We start from the raw sequence: 18,932 nt of genomic DNA, 5'->3' as shown, positions 1-18,932 counted from the left end.
GCGCGGCGCCGTCAGCGGCCGGCCAGGACGGCGGGCAGCGTCACCGTCACCGTGCACCCCTGCCCGGGCGCGCCTTCGGCATGCACCTGGCCGCCGTGGCGGCGCACGATCTGGCGCACCTGCGCCAGGCCGGTGCCCAGGCCCTCGAAACGCGGGCCGTGCAGACGCGCGAAAGGCTGGAACAGGCGCGAGGCCTGGGCCGGGTCGAAGCCCGCGCCGTTGTCGCGCACGTAGAGCTGGACGCCCGCCCCCTCGACGGGAGCCGCGCCGACCTCGATGCGGGCCTCGGGCACGTGGCGCGTGAACTTCAGTGCGTTCGCCAGCAGCAGGCGCAGGGCCTGGCGCAGCTGCGTGGCGTCACCGGGCAGGGCCGGCAGGTCGGGCGCGATGCGCCACTCGACGGGGCGCGCGAGGTCGGCGTCCGGCACCTGGCCCTGCAGGCCGCGGCGCGCCTCCTCGACCAGCAGGGCGCCCGGCGTGTGCACGGGCTGCAGCGGCGCGCGCGCGAGCCGCGCCAGCTCCACCACGGCGTCCAGCATGTCGCCCAGCTGGCGCGACGAGCGCTCCAGCGTGGCCAGGGCCGGCGCCGGGTCTTCGCCGCCGGACAGCATCTCGCGCAGCAGGCTGCTGTAGGCCAGCACGTGGCGCAGCGGCGCGCGCAGGTCGTGCGAGACCATGCGCATGAAGTCTTCGGCGTCCTGGCGCGCCGTGGCCAGCTCCTGCTCGCGCCGGGCCAGCAGCGCGCGCAGCGCCGTCACGTCGTCGGCGTGCGCGGGCGACGGCGACGCGCTCATGGGGCCTTCTTCGCCGGCCGCTTCCAGTTGGGGATGCTGATCTGTCGGCCACGCGCCACGCTCAGCGCGCCGGGCTCGGTGTCCTTGGTGATGGTGGAGCCGCCACCCACCGTGCCGCCGGCGCCGACGGTGACGGGCGCGATCAGCACGCAGTTGCTGCCCACGTGCACGTCGTCGCCGATCACGGTGCGGTGCTTGTTGGCGCCGTCGTAGTTGGCCGTGATGCTGCCGGCGCCGTAGTTCACGCGCTCGCCCACGGTGGCATCGCCCAGGTAGGCCAGGTGGTTGGCCTTGGCGCCCCGGGCCAGCGTGGAGTTCTTGACCTCGACGAAGTTGCCGATGTGGACCTCCTCGGCCAGCTGCGCGCCGGGCCGCAGCCGTGCGAACGGGCCGATGATGGCACCCGCGCCGACCTGCACGTGCTCGGCCGCGGCCTTGCCACCTTCGATGTGGCAAAAGGGCTGGACCACCGCGCCGGCCGCGATGTGCGCGTTGGCCACCACGCAATGCGCGCCGATGCGCACGCCCTCGCCCAGCGTGACCTGGCCTTCGAACACGCAGTTGATGTCGATCTCCACATCGGCCGCGCACTGCAGCGTGCCGCGCACGTCGATGCGCGCCGGGTCGGCCAGGCGCACGCCCTGCTCCAGCAGCCGCGTGGCGTTGCGCTGCTGCCAGGCGCGTTCAAGCTCGGCCAGTTGCACGGGGCTGTTCACGCCATCGACCTGCACCTTGTCGGCGGTCTTGGTGGCGACCACGGTGGCGCCGTCGGCCACGGCCATCTGCACGATGTCGGTCAGGTAGTACTCGCCCTGGCTGTTGTCGTTCGACAGGCGCGACAGCCAGTGCTTGAGCCGCGCGCTGGGCACGGCCATGACGCCGGTGTAGATCTCGCGGATGGCGCGCTGCGCGGCCGTGGCGTCCTTGTGCTCGACGATGCGCTGCACGGCGTCGCCCTCGCGCACGATGCGGCCGTAGCCGCTAGGGTCGGGCATGTCCACGGTCAGCAGCGCGAGCCGGGTGCCGGCGCAGTCGGCCAGCAGGGCTTGCAGGGTGTTCTGCTGGATGAGGGGCACGTCGCCGTTCAGGATCAGCGTGACGCCGTCTTCGGGCAGGTGCGGCGCGGCCTGCTGTACGGCGTGGCCGGTGCCCAGTTGAGGCTGTTGTCTGACGCACTGCAGGGCGCTTGCGGATTGCGCGGCCGGCTGGGCGCGGATAAAACCTTCCACATCCTCGGCCTGGTGGCCGGTGATGACGATGATGTTCCGTGGCGCCAGCCGCGTCGCCGTATCGACCACATGGCCGAGCAGTGCGCGTCCAGCCAGTCGGTGCAACACCTTGGGAATGCTGCTCTTCATCCGCGTACCCTTGCCCGCGGCCATGATCACCACATCGACGGATGCCATGAATCGTTCCTTTTCTTCACATATCGGTTGCGCGCGGATTATCGTGCTGGCGCTGGCGCTGGTCGCCCTGCAAGGCTGCAATGCGATCAAGCTGGTCTACAACGCCGCGCCCACGGCCAGCTACTGGTGGCTGAACGGTTACCTGGACTTCGACGACGCGCAGGCGGCACGGCTGCGCGAGGAGCTCGACGGCCTGCAGCGTTGGCACCGCAGCACCCAGTTGCCCGAATATGCGCGCCTGCTGCAACGCGCCCAGGTGCTCGTGGCGGCCGAGCAGGTGGCGCCGGCCCAGGCCTGCGCGCTGCTGGACGACGCGCGGCGCGAGATCGGCAACATCTCGGTGCCGGCCGGCAGCGGCGCGGCCAGCCTGATCGTCAGCCTGACGCCCGAGCAGCTGACGCACCTGGAAGCCAAGTACGCCAAGAGCAACGAGGAGTTCCGCAAGGAATGGGTGAACATCCCCCTGCAGGAGGCGCGCGAGAAGCGCTTCAAGAAGGCGCTGGAGCGGGCCGAGAACGTGTACGGCCGGCTCGACACCGCGCAGCGCGCAGTCGTGCGCCAGCAGGTCGATGCGTCCAGCTTCGACCCCAAGATCCAGCAGACCGAGCGGCTGCGCCGCCAGCAGGACACCCTGCAGGTGTTGCGCGGCCTGGCTGCGAACAAGGCGACGCCCGAACAAGCGGCCCAGGCGCTGCGCAAGCTGTTCGACCGTTACCGCGAGTCCCCCGAGCCTGAACTGCGAGCCTATGCCCAGCGCCAGTTCGACGAAGGCTGCCAGGCCTTCGCCGTGGCGCACAACACGGCCACGCCCGCGCAACGCGAGAACGCGGTCAAGCGCCTGAAGGCCTACGAGAAGGACGTGCTGGAACTGGCCAGCCAGAAGTAAGGAGGGGGTCCGGCGCATTGCCAGGCGCTGCGGACAGCGCCGGGCTTGCCGCTATTTCGCCAGGCGCAGGTCCACGCGCCGCTGCGGCGCACTGCCAGGGGTGCGGGGACTGGGCATGTCGCCGACCTGCCGCGCGCGCTCCAGGTAGGCGGCCAGCGTGTGGGACTGGTCGTCGTGCCCACTGCTGTCGCCCTGCTGCGCCATGGGCTGGAATTCGTGCGTGCCGTTGTCCTGCTGCTGCTGGCGGCTGTCGCCATGCTCTGCGCGTTGTTGCAGGGGGGTGTGCAGCGGGCGGTGGTAACGCATGTTCATGGCAGCAGGTCCTCAGGTCGGAAGAGGCGGTCCCGCGGTTCGCAAGAGTGCTGCTGCCGGTCGGTTCGCGCCTGGGCGCTGAGCGTAAAAGCCCGGCGACGTTGGCCGAGTCGTCCGGCGCTTGTTACAGATGTCGGCGCAGTCCTACGGCGCCTAGATGAGCGGCACCGCGTTCAGCGGGTGGTCCACGTAATCGGCCAACTGCTTGAGGGCCTTGGCGTTGCGCAGCACCATGCGCCCGTCCGCCAGTTCGTGCAGCCCCAGCTGCTGCAGCCGGCGCAGGGTGCGGTTGGTGTGCACCAGCGACAGGCCCAGCGCGTCGGCCACGTGCTGCTGGGTCAACGGGAACGCGAAGCCGTTGTCCGCGTCGACCAGGTTCACGCGCTGCGCCCGCTTGAACAGGTGGATGAGCAACACGGCCACGCGCTCGATGGCGCTGCGCCGCCCCGTGGTCAGCAGGTTCTCGTCGAGCATCTGCTCCTCGCGCGCGCTGAGCCAGGTCACGTCGTAGCCCAGCTGCGGGTGGGCACGGTACAGGTCCCACAGGCGGGCTGCGGGAAACACGCACACCGCCACCTCGGTCAAGGCCTCCACGCCGTAGGTCGCCCCGTCGGTGAACTGCTGCTGCAGGCCGAAGAAGTCGCCGGGCAGCATGAAGTTCAGGATCTGCCGCCGACCGTCTGACAAGGTCTTGTAGCGAAACGCCCAGCCCGAGAACAGCGTGAACACCCGCTGCGCCTTGGACTGCTCGCGGATCAGGGTCTCGCCGGCCGGCAGCATCTGCGTCTCGCTGCGAAAGTCGTCGATGAAGGCGAGCACGGCGTCGTCCACCGGCAGGAAGTTGCCGCACTTGCGCAGCGGGCACGCCACGCAACGGGGGGGATCGAGGGCGAAGTCGGCAGGGTTCACCCGGCCAGTGTAGGCTGGCCGTCCCACCGCACGACTGCCCCTCGCACCATGCCAGAGCCCGCCGACTGCCCCGTCACGCACCGATTGCTCGCCGCACTCTGGCAGGCGCCGGGTGGCGACACCGCCGCGCTGCACCGGGTGCGGTGCACGGGCGCGGGCGCCCTGCCCTCCGTGTTCCATACCAGCGCATTGGCCACCGCGGCGGTCGCGGTGGCCGGCCTGGCGGCGTCTGCGCTGGTGCAGGCCCGGCATGGCCGGGCGCCAGCCGTGCAGGTGGACCGGCGGCTGGCCTCGTTCTGGTTCGGCCTCACGCTGCGGCCCGAGGGCTGGCTACTGCCCAGCGCCTGGGACGCCGTTGCCGGCGACTACGCCACCGCCGACGGCTGGATCCGCCTGCACACCAACGCGCCGCACCATCGCGCCGCGGCACTGCGCGTGCTGCAGGCGCCGGCCGAGCGGGAGCAGGTGGCGCACGCGGTGTCGGCATGGACCGCCGACGCGCTGGAGGCCGCCGTGCTGGCGGCCGGCGGCTGCGCTGGCAGCATGCGCAGCCTGCAGGCCTGGGCCGCGCATCCGCAAGGCCTGGCGCTGCAGGCCGAGCCGCTGCTGCACCGCAGCGCCACGCCCGCGGTGCCGGCCCCGACCTGGACCGTGCCGCCGGACCGCCCGCTGGCCGGCGTGCGCGTGCTGGACCTCACGCGCGTGATGGCCGGCCCCGTGGCCACGCGCCTGCTGGCCGGCTGGGGCGCGGACGTGCTGCGTGTCGACGCGCCCGACTGGAACGAGCCGGCCCTGGTGCCCGAGCTGACCCTGGGCAAGCGCTGCATGCGGCTGGACCTGCGCAGCAACGACGGCCGGGCCCGGCTGGTGGACCTGCTGCGCGGCGCCGATGTGCTCGTGCACGGCCTGCGGCCCGGTGCGCTGGAGGGCCTGGGCCTGGGGCCCGAGGCACGGCACACGCTGTGCCCGGGCCTGGTCGACGTGTCGCTCAGCGCCTACGGCTTCACCGGCCCCTGGCGCGGTCGGCGTGGCTTCGACAGCATCGTGCAGATGAGCTGCGGCATCGCCGATGCCGGCATGCGCCAGGCCGGCCGCGACCGCCCCGTGCCGCTGCCCGTGCAGGCGCTGGACCAGGCCACGGGCTACCTGCTGGCCGCGGCCGTGCTGCGCGGCCTGCAGCAACGTCTGGCCACGGGTGCAGGCAGCCTCGCGCAGGCCTCGCTGGCCCGCACCGCGCTGCTGCTCACGGACGCGGGCCTGGCCGGGCCCGGACCGACCTTCGCCCCCGAGCAGGAGGACGATCTGGCCGCCGCCACCGAGCGCACCGCCTGGGGGCCGGCCCGCCGCCTGCGCCCGCCGCTGCAGGTCGAGGGCATGCCGCTGCACTGGGCCTGGCCGGCCAGGGATCTGGGCCATACGAGCACAAATTCGAGCTGGTTGGCGTAGAGATTCGCGAGAATTTGTGTGCATACGTCACACATCGCATGTGGCTCCCCGCACGCACGCCCGGGGCACCTCGCGCCTAAAGTTCCTCCATCCCGCTGATACGCCGGCGCCGCAAGACGCAACGGCAACCCCAGCAAGTGCGGGAGGAGGAATCACCATGTTGGACAGCCTGACGACCCTGGATTCGAGCCCCGCCTGGCCCGCCGCGGGCTTTTCCGCCGAGCGTGCCTCCGTGCCGCCATCGGACCCCTTCAATGCCAGCGTGTTGCTGCGCAGCGTGATCGAGCACGTGGACTACGGGCTGGCGCTGATCAGCATCGGCACGCGCAAGCTGCGCCTGGCCAACCAGCCCGCGCTGATCGCCATGAGCCCCGAGAGCGGCCACAGCAGCGGCCTGTGCCTGATCGACGGCATCGTCCACGCCCTGCGCCCGCAGGACGACCGCGCATTCGAGCGCAGCCTGACCCTGGCCCGCACCGGTGTGCGCGACCTGCTGAACGTCGGCAAGGAAGGCGTGCGCACGACCGTGGCCGTGGTGCCGCTGGCCGCGCCTGGCGACGAAGGCACGGCGCTCATGATCTTCGCCAAGCGCCGCCTGTGCGACGCCTCCGCCATGGCCCTGTTCGCCCGCGCCTGCGACCTGACCGCCGCCGAGAGCAATGTGCTGGCCGCCGTGTGCGAAGGCATGCGCCCGCACGAGGTGGCCGACCAGCACGGCGTGCAGGTGTCCACCGTGCGCAGCCAGTTGCTCAGCATCCGGCAAAAGACGCGCTGCGGCTCCATCCGCGACCTGGTGCAGACGGTCTCGCTGCTGCCGCCCATGGCACGCCACCTCTGCTGAAGACCGGCGGCCCGCGCGCAGGCGTTTGCACGCTTACGGCGCCATCGCCCAGGCGCCTGCAGCACATGCGTGCCTGTGCTTGGCGTAGACTGGTGTGTATACGCCACCAGCGCCGCGCCCAAGCGGCCCGCCTTTCCATGACGTCCGAGTCGATCGCACCGAGCCATGCCTTCTACACAGACACGACGCACTCCAGCTCGCTGCGCGCCCTGGCCGCGATGGGCGAGGTGCGCCGTTACCGCAAGGGCACGATCCTGATCCACGAGGCCGACCGTGGCGAGACGCTGTTCATCGTCATGGAAGGCCGTGTCAAGGTCTACAGCAACGACAGCAACGGCCGAGAGATCACCCTGGGCGTGATCGTGGCGGGCGACTACTTCGGCGAGATGGCACTGGACGGCGGCGTGCGCTCGGCCAGCGTCATCACGCTGGAGCCTGTGGTCTGCGCCCTGATCTCGCGCGCCGCGCTGCTGGCCTACATCGGCCGCGAGCCCAGCTTCGCGCTGGATCTGCTGGGCAAGGTGATCCGCCGCGCGCGCTCGGCCACCAACGCCGTGCGCAACCTGGCCTTCACCGACGTCTACGGCCGCATCACGCAGCTGCTGGTGGAGCTGGCCGACCCGCAGCCCGACGGCAGTTCGCTGGTGCGTGAACGCATGACGCAGCAAGAGATCGCCAGCCGCGTCGGCTGCAGCCGCGAGATGGTCAGCCGCATCATGAAGGACCTGGAAGCCGGCGGTTACATCTCCCAGCGCGAGCGCCAGATCTCGCTGCTGACCAAGCTGCCCGCGCGCTGGTAGCGCCGCGCTACCGCGGTGCGATCTGCACCCAGCGCCATTCCAGCCAGTTGTCGGCGCGGTGCGCAGCCGTCACGTTGGCGCGCATGGCCCAGGGGATCACCTGGCGGTGCAGCGGAATGTGGTGCGCCTGCTCGTCGTGCTCGCGCAGCGCGGCCTTGATGAGCTGCTCGCGCCGGGCCGGGTCGGCCTCCTGGCTGGACGCCGCGGCCAGCGCGTCCAGCTTCGCGTTCTTCACGTTGCCCCAGTTGTAGTAGCCCACGCCGCCCTCGCCCCGCGCGCGCAGCACGGGCTTGAGCGTGGTCTCGGCATCGGTGATCGCGCCGCCCCAGCCCAGCATGTACATCGACACGTCCAGCTTCTCGGCCTTGGGGAAATACAGCGCGCGGGGCTGGGCGTTCACGCGCACCTTCACGCCGATCTGCGCCCACATGGCCGACAGCGCGATGCAGATCTCCTCGTCGTTGACATAGCGGTTGTTCGGGCAGTCCAGCGTGACGTCAAAGCCCGTGGGATAGCCCGCCTCGGCCAGCAGCGCGCGCGCCCTGGCCAGGTCGAACGGCAGGCGGCGCTCGAAGGCGGGGTCGTTGTAGTGCCCCAGCGGCGAGGGCAGCACCGAGCCGGTGACCACCGCCTGCCCGCGCATGAGCCGCGTGCGCAGCGTCTCGGCATCGACCGCGTGGTACAGCGCGCGGCGCACGCGCACGTCCCTGAACGGGTTCCTGCCCTTGACGCTGCTGTACAGCAGCTCCTCGCGCGCCTGGTCCATGCCGATGAACAGTGCCCGGTTCTCGACCCCGTCGATCACCTTCACGCCGGCGGTGCCGCGCAGCCGTGCCAGGTCCTGCGGCACCGGGTCGAGCAGCAGGTCGATCTCGCCGGACACCAGCGCCGCCGTGCGTGTGGCGTCGCTCTTGATCGGCGTGTAGACCACCTCCTGCACGTTGCCGTCGAAGCTGCCCCACCAGTTCGGGTTGCGCCGGTAGACGGTCCTCACATCGGGCTGGCGCGACACCACGACGAACGGCCCCGTGCCGTTGGCGTTCAGCGCCGTGAACTTCTCCTCCTTGCCCTTGAAATCCTGCGGGCGCTGGGCGCCGTTCTTCTCGCACCAGGCCTTGTTCATGATCTGCACCAGCGTGGCGTGCTGCAGGAAGATGGGGTTGACCTGCGCCAGCGTGAACTCGACCGTGGCCTCGTCCACCTTGCGCGGCTCGCCCATCGCCGTGGCGTAGGCGCGGATGCCCGAGGCCGGGTCACGCGCCCGCTGCACCGAGAACACCACGTCGTCCACCGTCAGCGGGCTGCCGTCATGGAACTTCACACCCGGGCGCAGCTGCATGCGCCACACCGTGGGCGACAGTTGCTGCCAGGCCGTGGCCAGCCCCGGCACGAGCTGCAGCTCGCGGTCGCGCGACACCAGCGTCTCGTAGACCTGGCCGTTGATGGCGTTGGTCAGCAGCTCGTTCTGGGAATACGGGTCCAGGGTCTGCAGGTCGCCCTGGGAGGCCCAGCGCAAGGTCTGGGAATGGGCGGCGGTGACCAGCCCACACGTGGCCAGCAGACCGACCACCAGGCACCGCACGGCGCGCCGGCCGGCATGGGGAACAACAGCCGTTTGCATCGTCACCTCCAACTCCAACGCACTGGATTCTGCGGGACAACCCCTGCCCGTCGGCATGGCGGCACGACGCAGACAGCGGCGTTTCGTTTGGTCACAACTGGCCGCCGCTGGCGCCAGACCGCAGCGCCATCGCGCAATGTCGCCATGCAGCAAGCCTGCGAACGACAAAAACGTATCGGTCCAAGCAGCCAAACGTAGTAGCGAAGCGCTCTCCTGCGCGCCTACCATGCGCCGCAGAGGGCGTCGCGCCAGCAGAGCGCCCCGGAGACAACCAGCGCCCGCGTGCGGATGGAGAAGTGACGATGCAACCAGACCTCGAGCTTGTGCAGATCGGCCGCGCCCAGTCGTTCAAGGCGTGGGAACACGGCTACCCGTTCCGCACGGTGCGCTGGCACTTCCACCCCGAATGCGAACTGCACCACGTGGTGGCGACCACCGGGCGCTGCTTCGTGGGCGACCACATCGGCGACTTCGCACCCGGCCACCTGGTGCTGACCGGCCCGAACCTGCCGCACAACTGGGTCAGCCATGTGCCAGCCGGCACCACCGTGCCGCTGCGCGGGCGCGTGCTGCAGTTCAACGAGCAGTTCATCCGCGACGCGGCGCAGGTCCTGCCCGAGCTGGCGGCCTTCCTGCCGCTTCTGGACATGAGCCGGCGCGGCGTGCTGTTCACGCCCGAGACCGCCGCCGCCGTGGGGCCGATGGTGCAGGAGCTGATCGGCGCCACCGACATCCGCCGCATCGAGCTGTTCATGGCCATCGTCGGCACGCTGAGCCGCGCCAAGGGCAGCCGCGCGCTGAGCAGCGACGCCTACCACCCCGACCCGTCGGGCTTCATGGCCACCGGCATCAACGAGTCGCTGAACTACATCCGCAACCATCTGACCGAGTCCTTCGGCGAGAAGGAACTGGCCGCCATCGCGCGGCTGAGCCCCGGCGCCTTCTCGCGCAGCTTCCGGCGCCACACCGGCATGGCGTTCAGCGTCTACGTCAACCGGCTGCGCGTGAACCTGGCCTCGCAGCTGCTGATGAGCGACGAGCACCTGTCGATCACGGACATCTGCTTCGCCTCGGGCTTCAAGAACATCTCCAACTTCAACCGGCAGTTCCTGCGCCACAAGGGCTTTGCGCCCTCGCGCTTTCGCACGCTGCTGGCCGAGAACGCAGACCTGGCGCAGGCCGCCTGAGAAAGGAGAACGGCACCACCACCGCACGCGCCTGCAGCCCAGGCCCCCTCACCGATACCGCCACGTTGACCCAACGATCAGGAGACAGCCCATGACCTCGCTTTCCAACCCCCTGCTGCGCGCCAGCGCACTCGCCCTCGGCCTCATGGCCGCCACCGCCGCCGTCGCGCAGCCGGCCGGCACGGTCGCGTTCCTGATGCCCGACCAGGCCTCCACCCGCTACGAGCAGCACGACTTCCCCGGCTTCAAGGCCGAGATGAGCAAGCTGTGCGCCGCCTGCAAGGTGCTCTACCAGAACGCCAACGGCGACGTGGCGCAGCAACAGCAGCAGTTCAACTCGGTGCTCTCGCAAGGCGCCAAGGTGATCGTGCTGGACCCGGTGGACTCGACCTCGGCCGCCTCACTGGTCAAGCTGGCGCAGAGCAAGGGCGTCAAGGTGATCGCGTACGACCGGCCCATTCCCACGACGCCGGCCGACTACTACGTCTCGTTCGACAACGAGGGCATCGGCAAGGCGATCGCCGCCTCGCTGGTGCAGCACCTGAAGGACAGCAAGGTGTCCACCGACAAGGGCGGCGTGCTGCAGGTCAACGGCTCGCCCACCGACGCGGCGGCCGGCCTGATCAAGAAGGGCATTTACGCCGGCCTGAAGGACAGCGGCTACAAGACGCTGGCCGAGTTCGACACGCCCGAGTGGGCGCCGCCCAAGGCGCAGCAGTGGGTCAGCGGGCAGGTGACGCGCTTTCGCACCGACATCGTCGGCGTGGTGGCGGCCAACGACGGCACGGCCGGCGGCGCCATCGCCGCGTTCAAGGCGGCGGGCGTCAACCCGGTGCCACCGATCTCGGGCAACGACGCCACGCTGGCGGCGCTGCAGCTGATCATTTCGGGCGACCAGTACAACACCATCTCCAAGCCCAGCGAGATCGTGGCCGCGGCCGCTGCGCGCGTGGCCGTGGGCTTTCTGAACGGCCAGACGCCCAAGGCCGAGATGACGCTCTACAACACGCCTTCGCAGCTGTTCACGCCCGCCGTGGTGACCGCCAAGAACCTGAAGGCCGAGATCATCGACAAGCAGATCGCGTCGGCCAAGGACCTGTGCACCGGCCGTTACGCCGAAGGCTGCAAGAAGCTCGGCATCGGACTGTGAGCATGACGGCCGCCACGCGGCGCGCTCCGGGCGAACTCGTCCTGAGCCTGCGCAATGTCTCCAAACGCTTCGGGGCGGTGTCCGCCCTGACCGACATCGATCTCGATGTGCATGCCGGCGAGGTCGTGGCCCTGGTGGGCGACAACGGGGCCGGCAAGTCCACGCTGGTCAAGGTGCTGGCGGGCGTGCACCAGCCCACCGCGGGCGCCATCACCTTCGGCGGCCAACCGGTGACGCTGGACACGCCGGCCAAGGCGCTGGACCTGGGCATCGCCACCGTGTTCCAGGATCTGGCGCTGTGCGAGAACCTGGACGTGGTCGCCAACATCTACCTGGGCCGCGAACTGCAGCCGTTGCAGCTCGACGAGGTGGCCATGGAGGTCAAGGCCTGGACGCTGCTGAACGAGCTGTCGGCCCGCATCCCAGATGTGCGCGACGTGGTGGCCTCGCTGTCGGGCGGGCAGCGCCAGACGGTGGCCATCGCGCGCTCGCTGCTGCTGGACCCCAAGCTCATCATGCTGGATGAGCCCACCGCCGCGCTCGGCGTGGCGCAGACGGCCGAAGTGCTGAACCTGATCGAGCGCGTGCGCGACCGCGGCCACGCCGTGATCATGATCAGCCACAACATGGAGGACGTGCGCGCCGTGGCCGACCGCATCGTGGTGCTGCGGCTGGGCCGCAACAACGGCGTGTTCTACCCCGACTCGTCGAACCAGGAACTCGTGGCCGCCATCACCGGCGCCACCGAGAACGCCGTCTCGCGCCGTGCCACGCGGCGCCAGGAGCAGGCCCAACCCACGGAGGTCGCATGAACACGAACGCAAGCCCAGCCAGCGCTGCGCCCAAGCTGCTGGACCGCAGCGATGTGCGCGTGCAGCACGCCGAAGGGCTGGGCGGCACCGTCTCGGCCTTCTTTGCGCGCGTGCGTTCGGGCGACCTGGGCGCGCTGCCCGTGGTCGTCGGGCTGGCGCTGATCTGGACGGTGTTCGCCAGCCTGAACCCGGTGTTCCTGTCCGCCGACAACCTGGTCAACCTGCTGTTCGACTGCTCGACCACCGGCGTCATCGCGCTGGGCATCGTCTGTGTGCTGATGGTGGGGCAGATCGACCTGTCGGTCGGCTCCATGAGCGGCTTTGCGTCTGCCATGGTCGGCATGCTGTGGGTCAACCAGGGCTGGCCGCTGCCGCTGGCGGTGGTGGCGGCGCTGGCGGTGGGCGTGGCCGTGGGCGCGCTGTACGCGCTGCTGTTCAACCGCCTGGGCATGCCCAGCTTCGTGGCCACGCTGTCGGGCCTGCTGGCCATCCTCGGCATGCAGCTCTACGTGCTGGGCGCCAGCGGCTCGATCAACCTGCCGTACGACTCGCCCATGGTGAACTTCGGCCAGCTGATGGTGATCCCGGCCGTGGTCTCGCACGGGCTCGCGCTGCTGCCGGGCATCGTCATCTTGGTGGTGGGCCTGCGCACGCGCGCACGGCGGCAGGCGGTGAACCTGTCGGCGCCCTCGGTGGCCAGCCTGGCGGTGCGTGCCACGGCCATCACCGTGCTGCTGCAGGCCGTGGTGGCCTACCTGAACACCGGGCGCGGCGTGCCGTGGATGTTCGGGCTGTTCCTGGCCCTGGCGGTGGGCATGGACTACGCGCTGCGGCGCACGCGCTGGGGCCGCTCGCTGCATGCGGTGGGCGGCAACCGCGAGGCTGCGCGGCGCGCCGGCATCAACGTCAACATGATCTTCACCAGCGCCTTCGTGGCCTGCGCCAGCCTGGCCGCCCTGGGCGGCGTGCTGAGCGCGGCACGCCTGGCGTCCGCCAGCCAGCAGGCCGGCACCGGCGACGTGAACCTGAACGCGATTGCCGCGGCGGTGATCGGCGGCACCAGCCTGTTCGGCGGGCGCGGCAGCGCGTACTCGGCGGTGCTCGGCATCATCGTGATCCAGTCGATTGCCAGCGGGCTCACGCTGCTGAACCTGTCCTCGTCGCTGCGCTTCATGATCACCGGCGCGGTGCTGGCGATCGCGGTGATCGTCGATTCACTGGCGCGGCAATCCCGCGTGTCGCATGGCCGCGCATGACGCGGCGCACCGAGGAATCCACACCATGACCCAACCCCTCAGCGGCCGCGTCGCGGCCATCACCGGCGCGGCCTCGGGCATCGGCCTGGCCTGCGCGCGCACCCTGCTGGGCGCCGGCGCCAAGGTGGTGCTGATCGACCACGACGCGGCCAGGCTGGCGCAGGCCTGCGACGACCTGGGCGAAGGCGCGCTGGCGCTGCAGCTGGACCTGCTCGATCCGAAGCAGAACTCGGCCATGCTGGAGCGCATCCTGGCGCTGGCCGGCGGGCTGGACATCTTCCACGCCAACGCCGGTGCCTACGTCGGCGGCAACGTGGCCGAGGGCGACCCGGACGCGTGGGACCGCATGCTGAACCTGAACATCAACGCCGCGTTCCGCTCGGTGCACGCCGTGCTGCCACACCTGGTGGCGCAGAAGTCGGGCGACATCCTGTTCACCAGCTCGATCGCCGGCATCGTACCGGTGGCCTGGGAGCCGATCTACACCGCCTCCAAGTTCGCGGTGCAGGCCTTCGTGCACACCACGCGGCGCCAGCTGTCGCCGCATGGCGTGCGCGTGGGCGCGGTGGCGCCCGGCCCGGTGGTCACGGCGCTGCTGGACGACTGGCCCCAGGCCAAGCTGGACGACGCGCTGGCCAACGGCAGCCTGATGCAGCCGCAGGAAGTGGCCGACTGCGTGCTGTTCATGCTGACCCGGCCGCGCAACGTGACGGTGCGCGACATCGTGATCCTGCCCAACAGCGTGGACCTGTGATGACCGCCGCCACCGCATCGACGCCAGCGCGCTGCGTGGTCGGCGTGGACGTGGGCACCGGCAGCGCCCGCGCCGGCGTGTTCGACCTGGCTGGCCGCATGCTGGCCACGGCGAAGCGCGACATCACGCTGTTCCATGCGCCCGGCGCCATGGTCGAGCAATCGAGCACCGAGATCTGGGCTGCCGTGTGTGCATCGGTGCGCCAGGCGCTGGCCGAGGGCGGGGTGTCGCCCGACCAGGTGGCCGGCATCGGCTTCGACGCGACCTGCTCGCTCGTGGTGCTGGGGCCGGGCGGCCAGCCGCTGCCCGTGGGCCCCAGCGAAGACCCGGCGCGCAACATCATCGTTTGGATGGACCACCGCGCCGTGGCCCAGGCCGACCGCATCAACGCCACCGGCCACGACGTGCTGCGCTACGTGGGCGGGCGCATTTCGCCGGAGATGGAAACGCCCAAGCTGCTGTGGCTGCTGGAGCACCGGCCCGCCGTGTTCGCGCAGGCCTGGCAGTTCATGGACCTGACGGACTTCCTGACCTGGCGCGCCAGCGGCGACCTGGCGCGCTCCACCTGCACGGTCACCTGCAAGTGGACCTACCTGGCGCACGAGCAGCGCTGGGATGCGGGCTACTTCCGCACCGTCGGCCTGGGCGTGCTGGCCGACGAAGGCTTCGCGCGCATCGGCCAGCGCGTGGTGGCGCCGGGCACGGCGCTGGGCCAGGGCCTCACGCCGCAGGCGGCGGCCGAGCTGGGCCTGCACGCCGGCACGGCCGTGGCCACCGGCGTGATCGATGCGCATGCGGGCGGCATCGGCACCGTGGGGGTGGACGGCGACCCGTTCTCGGCGCTGGCCTACGTGTTCGGCACCTCGTCGTGCACGATGACGAGCACGCGTGAGCCGGTGTTCGTGCCGGGCGTGTGGGGGCCGTATTTCTCGGCCATGGTGCCGGGCACCTGGCTGAACGAGGGCGGGCAGTCGGTGGCCGGCGCGGCCATCGACCACCTGCTGGCCATGCACCCCTTGGCGCCCGAGGCCCGGCAGCAGGCGCAGGCCGCAGGCCAGTCGCTGCCGGTGCTGCTGGCGACGCTGGCGGCCCACAAGGCCGGCGATCTGTCGAACGCGGTGCACCTGGCGCAGGGCCTGCATGTCGTGCCCGAGTTCCTGGGCAACCGCGCGCCGCTGGCCGACCCGCATGCGCGTGCGGTCATCGCCGGCCTGGGCATGGAACAGGACATGGACAGCCTGGTCGCGCTGTACATCGCGGGCATCTGCGGCGTCGCCTACGGGCTGCGGCAGATCATCGAGGCGCAGGCTGCGGCCGGTGCGCCGGTGGCGCGCATCATGATCAGCGGCGGCGCGGGCCGGCTCGACCTGGTGCGGCAGTTGCTGGCCGATGCGAGCGGCATACCGGTGCTGGCGGCGCAAGCCGACGAGCCGGTGCTGCTGGGTGCGGCGATGCTGGGCGGCGTGGCGGCCGGTGCGTTCGGCGATGTGGGCGCGGCAATGGCAGCGATGTCGCGCGTGGGGCAGACGTTCCACCCGCAGGGCGGCGCGCTGGCGGGCGTGCACCAGGCGCGGTTCGCCGCCTTCGGGCAGTTGCAGGGCCTGGCGCGGCAGTTGCAACGAGCGCCGGGGTAGGCGCCTGCGTCAACAGCGTCAGCGCATCAGCACGTGGCGCGCCGGCTGCGCTGCCATGGCAGCCGCGCCGTGACGGGCCCGGCTGCCAGGCCCGCCACGCCCAGCACCAGCCGCCCGACTGCCGCCGTGGCCTGCCCCAGCGCCAGCCCGATATCGCGCACCGGCTGCGCCACGGCGATCTGCCAGCCGGCGCCGCGCAACGCGCCACGCACGGCCTGGGCCTGCGTCTGGCCTAGCGGGTCCCAGCTGAAGTAGGCAGGCGCCTGGCGGTCCGTGCCGGCGGACTCGATCACCACGCGCTGCCCGGCCTGTACCACCAGGCCCCGGCCCGGCACCAGGAACAGGTCGCCGGCCGCCTGGGCGTCGTCATGCAATGTGTCCATCGTGACCCAGACCCGGCCATACGCAATGCGCAAGACGCCGCTCGCGCGTGGCCGCATGGTCAGCGCGCGGCCGGCCTCGAGCTTCCAGCAGCCGGGCAGCGATTCGCCGGACAGGGATTGATGCGCTTCGAGGGTGGCCTGGGTGGTCATGGCAGACTCCAATGGATGGGTGGTTCGGAAAGGAATGATCGTCGCGGCCCCCTAGCCAGTCCAATGAATTCGCGCTAGGCTTTTGATTCGCGTCACGCATCAATCCATGCAGCACTCCCAGACCCATCTGCGCACCCGGCCGATCTCGGCGGGCCATCTGCGCGCCTTCATCGCGGTGTCCAGCCACCTCAATTTCCGCGTGGCCGCCGAGGAGTTGGCGCTGACGCAGTCGGCCGTGAGCCGGCAGATCCAGAACCTGGAAGAGGAGGTCGGCGTGTCGCTGTTCCTGCGCCACACGCGCGCGGTGGAGCTGACGAGCGCCGGCGTGCAGCTGCTGTCGGCCGTGGCGCCCGCGCTGGAGCGGCTGGACGGCGCGGTGCGGCAGATCCGCCAGAGCGCGGGGCGCAAGACGGTGTCCATCACCACGTTCGCCTCGTTCGCCTCGATGTGGCTGATCCCGCGGCTCGAAGCCTTCCAGCGCGACCACCCGGACATCGACATCCGCATCGACGCATCGGACCAAGCCGTGGACCTGGAGCTGGCCGACGTCGACCTTGCGCTGCGCTACGGCCCGGCGGTCAACATGCCCACGCGCGCCCGTCGCATGTTCGGCGAGCAGCTCACGCCCGTCGCCAGCCCCTGGCTGCTCAAGAGCGGCGTGCAGCTGCGCACGCCCGAGGACCTGGCCCAGTTCGCGCTGATCGAGGCCGGCGACGCGCACCGCACGCATCTGGAATGGCTGACCTGGCAGCGCTGGATCGACAAGCAGATGCCGGTGGCCACGGCGCGCAAGTTCCAGCCGCAGCGCTGGCTGTACTTCAATTACGCCTACCAGATGGTGCAGGCCGCGCTGACCGGCCAGGGCCTGGTGCTGGCGCGGCTGCCGCTGGTGGCCGAGAGCCTGGCCAACGGCGACCTGGTCGAAGTGCTGCCGCATCGGCGCATGGACTCGCCGATGGCCTACTGGCTCATCGCCCCGCCGCGCAGCGAGATGCGGCCGGAGATCCGCGACTTCTGCAACTGGCTGATGGCGCAGTCGGCCCGGACGCGCGCGGCCGTGGGCGACGTGCCCGACCCCGACACCATCGACGACATCGATTGAGCATTCCCACCCCCCCGGAGATTTCGCCCATGAGCGCAGACCTGGACACCCTGACCCAAGCTTTCTGCAGCGACCCGGCCCACCCGCAGGCCGTGCGCGAACTGGCCGCACTCGGCACGCCGCGGCGCTACCGCACGGGCGCGCAGCTGCTGTACGAGGCCGACCGCGGCGACACGCTGTTCGTCGTCATGCAAGGTCAGGTGCGCGCCTACGGCATCGACCCGAACGAGCGCGAGATCACCTTCGGCCTGGTCGGGCCGGGCGACTACTTCGGCGAGATGGCGCTGGACGGCGGCCCGCGCTCGGCCAGCGTGATCACCATGGAGCCCACGGCGTGCGCACTCGTGTCGCGCGACTCGCTGCTGGCCTACATCGCCAAGCAGCCCACCTTCGCGCTCGATCTGCTGGGCAAGGTCACGCGCCGCGCGCGCATGGCGACCAACAGCGCGCGCAACCTGGCCTTCATCGACGTGTATGGGCGACTGGCACAGCTGCTCGGCAAGGCCGCCCAGCCGCAAGGCGATGGCCGCGCCACGCTGCCCGACAACCTGAGCCACCAGGAGATCGCCAACCAGGTCGGCTGCACGCGCGACATGCTCAGCCGCATCCTGAAAGACCTGGAAGGCGCGGGCTACATCGAGCTGCAGGACAAGCGCATCGTGCTGCTCACCAAGCTGCCGGCACGCTGGTAGCGCCGGCGCCGTTGCCGCACGGCCAATAGCGCTGGCACGCGAACCGCAGGATACGAACGGCCTCGCAAGCAAAGGGTCAAGAGGCCGCGGAGCAGGCCATGCCAGTGCACCCGCGGGGCTGGCTCTGCCAGACCGCTGGGTGCGCCCCTTGAGGGGTATTGAATGGCTACACGCAGTGCGCCATTCAAACGGGGTGGTCTACCGCAACGGCCAGACGACGCCGTTGTCGTTGAGGATGGCGTCGAGCGGCACGTCGTGCGGCTCGGGCTCGAAGTCGTCGAGGAAGCCGTTGGTGAAGCCCAGGCCCACGGTGAGCGGTTTGGGCTGCAAGGTGGCCAGCGTGCGGTCGTAGAAGCCGCCGCCATAGCCCAGCCGGTAACCGCCGGCCGCATAGCCCACGCAGGGCACGAACAGCAGCGTGGGCACGATGGTCTCGGTGCCCTTGGGCTTGGGGATGCCGAAGGCGTCTTCCTCCATCGGGCAGCCGGGGTACCAGGCGTGGAAGGTCAGCGTCTTGTGCACCTTGTCAACGACCGGCAGGCCGATGCGTTTCAACTGCGGCCCGCCCTGCAGCTCGCCGTCTTCCTTCCAGCGGTGCAGTGCCGGCAGCGGATCGAACTCGCCTTTGATCGGCCAGTAGGCGCCGATGATCGTGTCGGGTCTTCCCACCAACCAGATGCGCATGACACGCTGCAGCAGGTCTGCACGCTGCAACCGGTCGGGCAAATTGAGCCGCTCCTCGACCAAGGCGGCGCGCAAGGCCTTGCGTTGCAGCGCCTTGTCCTCGTTCGACTTCT

At 70.6% G+C, this 18,932-nt stretch carries 19 protein-coding genes; 12 read left to right on the top strand and 7 right to left on the bottom strand.

Annotation, left to right across the window (positions count from 1 at the left end; all coding sequences use genetic code 11):
* Positions 1 to 11: 11 nt before the first annotated feature.
* Positions 12 to 794: an ATP-binding protein gene (locus ASF43_RS22685; protein ID WP_056186125.1), complete on the bottom strand. Its 783-nt coding sequence runs from the start codon at positions 792 to 794 to the stop codon at positions 12 to 14.
* Complete coding sequence (gene glmU, locus ASF43_RS22680) at positions 791 to 2,200, bottom strand: bifunctional UDP-N-acetylglucosamine diphosphorylase/glucosamine-1-phosphate N-acetyltransferase GlmU (protein WP_056186122.1); 1,410 nt, start codon at positions 2,198 to 2,200, stop codon at positions 791 to 793. Before glmU ends, ASF43_RS22685 begins: the two co-directional genes overlap by 4 nt.
* On the opposite strand from glmU, the gene ASF43_RS22675 reads away from it, so the two are divergent.
* Positions 2,199 to 3,086: a DUF6279 family lipoprotein gene (locus tag ASF43_RS22675; RefSeq protein ID WP_156373471.1), complete on the top strand. Its 888-nt coding sequence runs from the start codon at positions 2,199 to 2,201 to the stop codon at positions 3,084 to 3,086. The two genes, glmU and ASF43_RS22675, sit on opposite strands and share 2 nt — an antisense overlap.
* Before the next feature lie 51 nt (positions 3,087 to 3,137).
* On the opposite strand, the gene ASF43_RS22670 is transcribed toward ASF43_RS22675, so the two are convergent.
* The gene (locus tag ASF43_RS22670; RefSeq protein WP_156373470.1) at positions 3,138 to 3,398 is read right to left on the bottom strand and encodes a hypothetical protein; all 261 of its coding nucleotides are present in this window, start codon (positions 3,396 to 3,398) and stop codon (positions 3,138 to 3,140) included.
* A gap of 153 nt (positions 3,399 to 3,551) precedes the next feature.
* Entirely contained in the window at positions 3,552 to 4,307 is a 756-nt protein-coding gene (locus ASF43_RS22665; RefSeq protein ID WP_082498089.1) for a Crp/Fnr family transcriptional regulator, read from the bottom strand.
* Positions 4,308 to 4,355: 48 nt separating this feature from the next.
* Here ASF43_RS22665 and ASF43_RS22660 point away from each other — a divergent pair, with 48 nt between their 5' ends.
* From ASF43_RS22660 to ASF43_RS22650, 3 genes are all read left to right on the top strand, one after another.
* The gene (locus tag ASF43_RS22660) at positions 4,356 to 5,753 is read left to right on the top strand and encodes a CoA transferase (protein ID WP_056186111.1); all 1,398 of its coding nucleotides are present in this window, start codon (positions 4,356 to 4,358) and stop codon (positions 5,751 to 5,753) included.
* 157 nt (positions 5,754 to 5,910) lie between these two features.
* Positions 5,911 to 6,594 (top strand): LuxR C-terminal-related transcriptional regulator, encoded by a 684-nt coding sequence (locus tag ASF43_RS22655; RefSeq protein WP_056186108.1) that lies wholly within the window; start codon positions 5,911 to 5,913, stop codon positions 6,592 to 6,594.
* 137 nt (positions 6,595 to 6,731) lie between these two features.
* A complete protein-coding gene (locus ASF43_RS22650) occupies positions 6,732 to 7,394 on the top strand; it encodes a Crp/Fnr family transcriptional regulator (RefSeq protein ID WP_082498088.1) in 663 nt (220 codons plus the stop codon).
* Between the two features lie 7 nt (positions 7,395 to 7,401).
* Here the strand turns inward: ASF43_RS22650 and ASF43_RS22645 are convergent, their stop codons facing one another.
* On the bottom strand, positions 7,402 to 9,015 hold the full coding sequence (locus tag ASF43_RS22645) for an ABC transporter substrate-binding protein (RefSeq protein ID WP_056186638.1): 1,614 nt from the start codon (positions 9,013 to 9,015) through the stop codon (positions 7,402 to 7,404).
* Positions 9,016 to 9,317: 302 nt separating this feature from the next.
* Here ASF43_RS22645 and ASF43_RS22640 point away from each other — a divergent pair, with 302 nt between their 5' ends.
* The 6 genes from ASF43_RS22640 to ASF43_RS22615 all read left to right on the top strand — a co-directional run bounded on the left by ASF43_RS22640 (position 9,318) and on the right by ASF43_RS22615 (position 15,808).
* A complete protein-coding gene (locus tag ASF43_RS22640; RefSeq protein ID WP_056186105.1) occupies positions 9,318 to 10,202 on the top strand; it encodes a helix-turn-helix domain-containing protein in 885 nt (294 codons plus the stop codon).
* Between the two features lie 91 nt (positions 10,203 to 10,293).
* Positions 10,294 to 11,352: a sugar ABC transporter substrate-binding protein gene (locus ASF43_RS22635; protein ID WP_056186102.1), complete on the top strand. Its 1,059-nt coding sequence runs from the start codon at positions 10,294 to 10,296 to the stop codon at positions 11,350 to 11,352.
* Between the two features lie 2 nt (positions 11,353 to 11,354).
* Positions 11,355 to 12,164, top strand: a complete 810-nt coding sequence (locus ASF43_RS22630; protein ID WP_056186099.1) for an ATP-binding cassette domain-containing protein — start codon at positions 11,355 to 11,357, stop codon at positions 12,162 to 12,164.
* A complete protein-coding gene (locus ASF43_RS22625; RefSeq protein ID WP_056186096.1) occupies positions 12,161 to 13,420 on the top strand; it encodes a sugar ABC transporter permease in 1,260 nt (419 codons plus the stop codon). Before ASF43_RS22630 ends, ASF43_RS22625 begins: the two co-directional genes overlap by 4 nt.
* Positions 13,421 to 13,445: 25 nt before the next feature.
* Positions 13,446 to 14,174, top strand: a complete 729-nt coding sequence (locus tag ASF43_RS22620; protein WP_056186093.1) for an SDR family oxidoreductase — start codon at positions 13,446 to 13,448, stop codon at positions 14,172 to 14,174.
* Positions 14,174 to 15,808 (top strand): FGGY-family carbohydrate kinase, encoded by a 1,635-nt coding sequence (locus ASF43_RS22615; RefSeq protein WP_056186090.1) that lies wholly within the window; start codon positions 14,174 to 14,176, stop codon positions 15,806 to 15,808. The genes ASF43_RS22620 and ASF43_RS22615 overlap by 1 nt, the downstream gene beginning before the upstream one ends.
* A gap of 26 nt (positions 15,809 to 15,834) precedes the next feature.
* Here ASF43_RS22615 and ASF43_RS22610 read toward each other — a convergent pair whose 3' ends face one another.
* Entirely contained in the window at positions 15,835 to 16,341 is a 507-nt protein-coding gene (locus ASF43_RS22610) for a DUF2917 domain-containing protein (RefSeq protein WP_056186087.1), read from the bottom strand.
* Positions 16,342 to 16,447: 106 nt separating this feature from the next.
* Here ASF43_RS22610 and ASF43_RS22605 point away from each other — a divergent pair, with 106 nt between their 5' ends.
* Positions 16,448 to 17,443, top strand: coding sequence for a LysR substrate-binding domain-containing protein (locus tag ASF43_RS22605; protein WP_056186084.1), 996 nt, complete (start codon positions 16,448 to 16,450; stop codon positions 17,441 to 17,443).
* A gap of 29 nt (positions 17,444 to 17,472) precedes the next feature.
* The gene (locus ASF43_RS22600; RefSeq protein WP_082498087.1) at positions 17,473 to 18,135 is read left to right on the top strand and encodes a Crp/Fnr family transcriptional regulator; all 663 of its coding nucleotides are present in this window, start codon (positions 17,473 to 17,475) and stop codon (positions 18,133 to 18,135) included.
* Positions 18,136 to 18,333: 198 nt separating this feature from the next.
* Here the strand turns inward: ASF43_RS22600 and ASF43_RS22595 are convergent, their stop codons facing one another.
* A complete protein-coding gene (locus tag ASF43_RS22595; protein WP_056186631.1) occupies positions 18,334 to 18,909 on the bottom strand; it encodes a 5-formyltetrahydrofolate cyclo-ligase in 576 nt (191 codons plus the stop codon).
* Positions 18,910 to 18,932 lie beyond the last annotated feature (23 nt).

Source organism: Pseudorhodoferax sp. Leaf267, from assembly GCF_001422405.1.
GTDB lineage: Bacteria > Pseudomonadota > Gammaproteobacteria > Burkholderiales > Burkholderiaceae_C > Pseudorhodoferax.
Note: the sequence above shows the minus strand (reverse complement) of the source record. Positions and strands in the feature narration are given on the sequence as shown.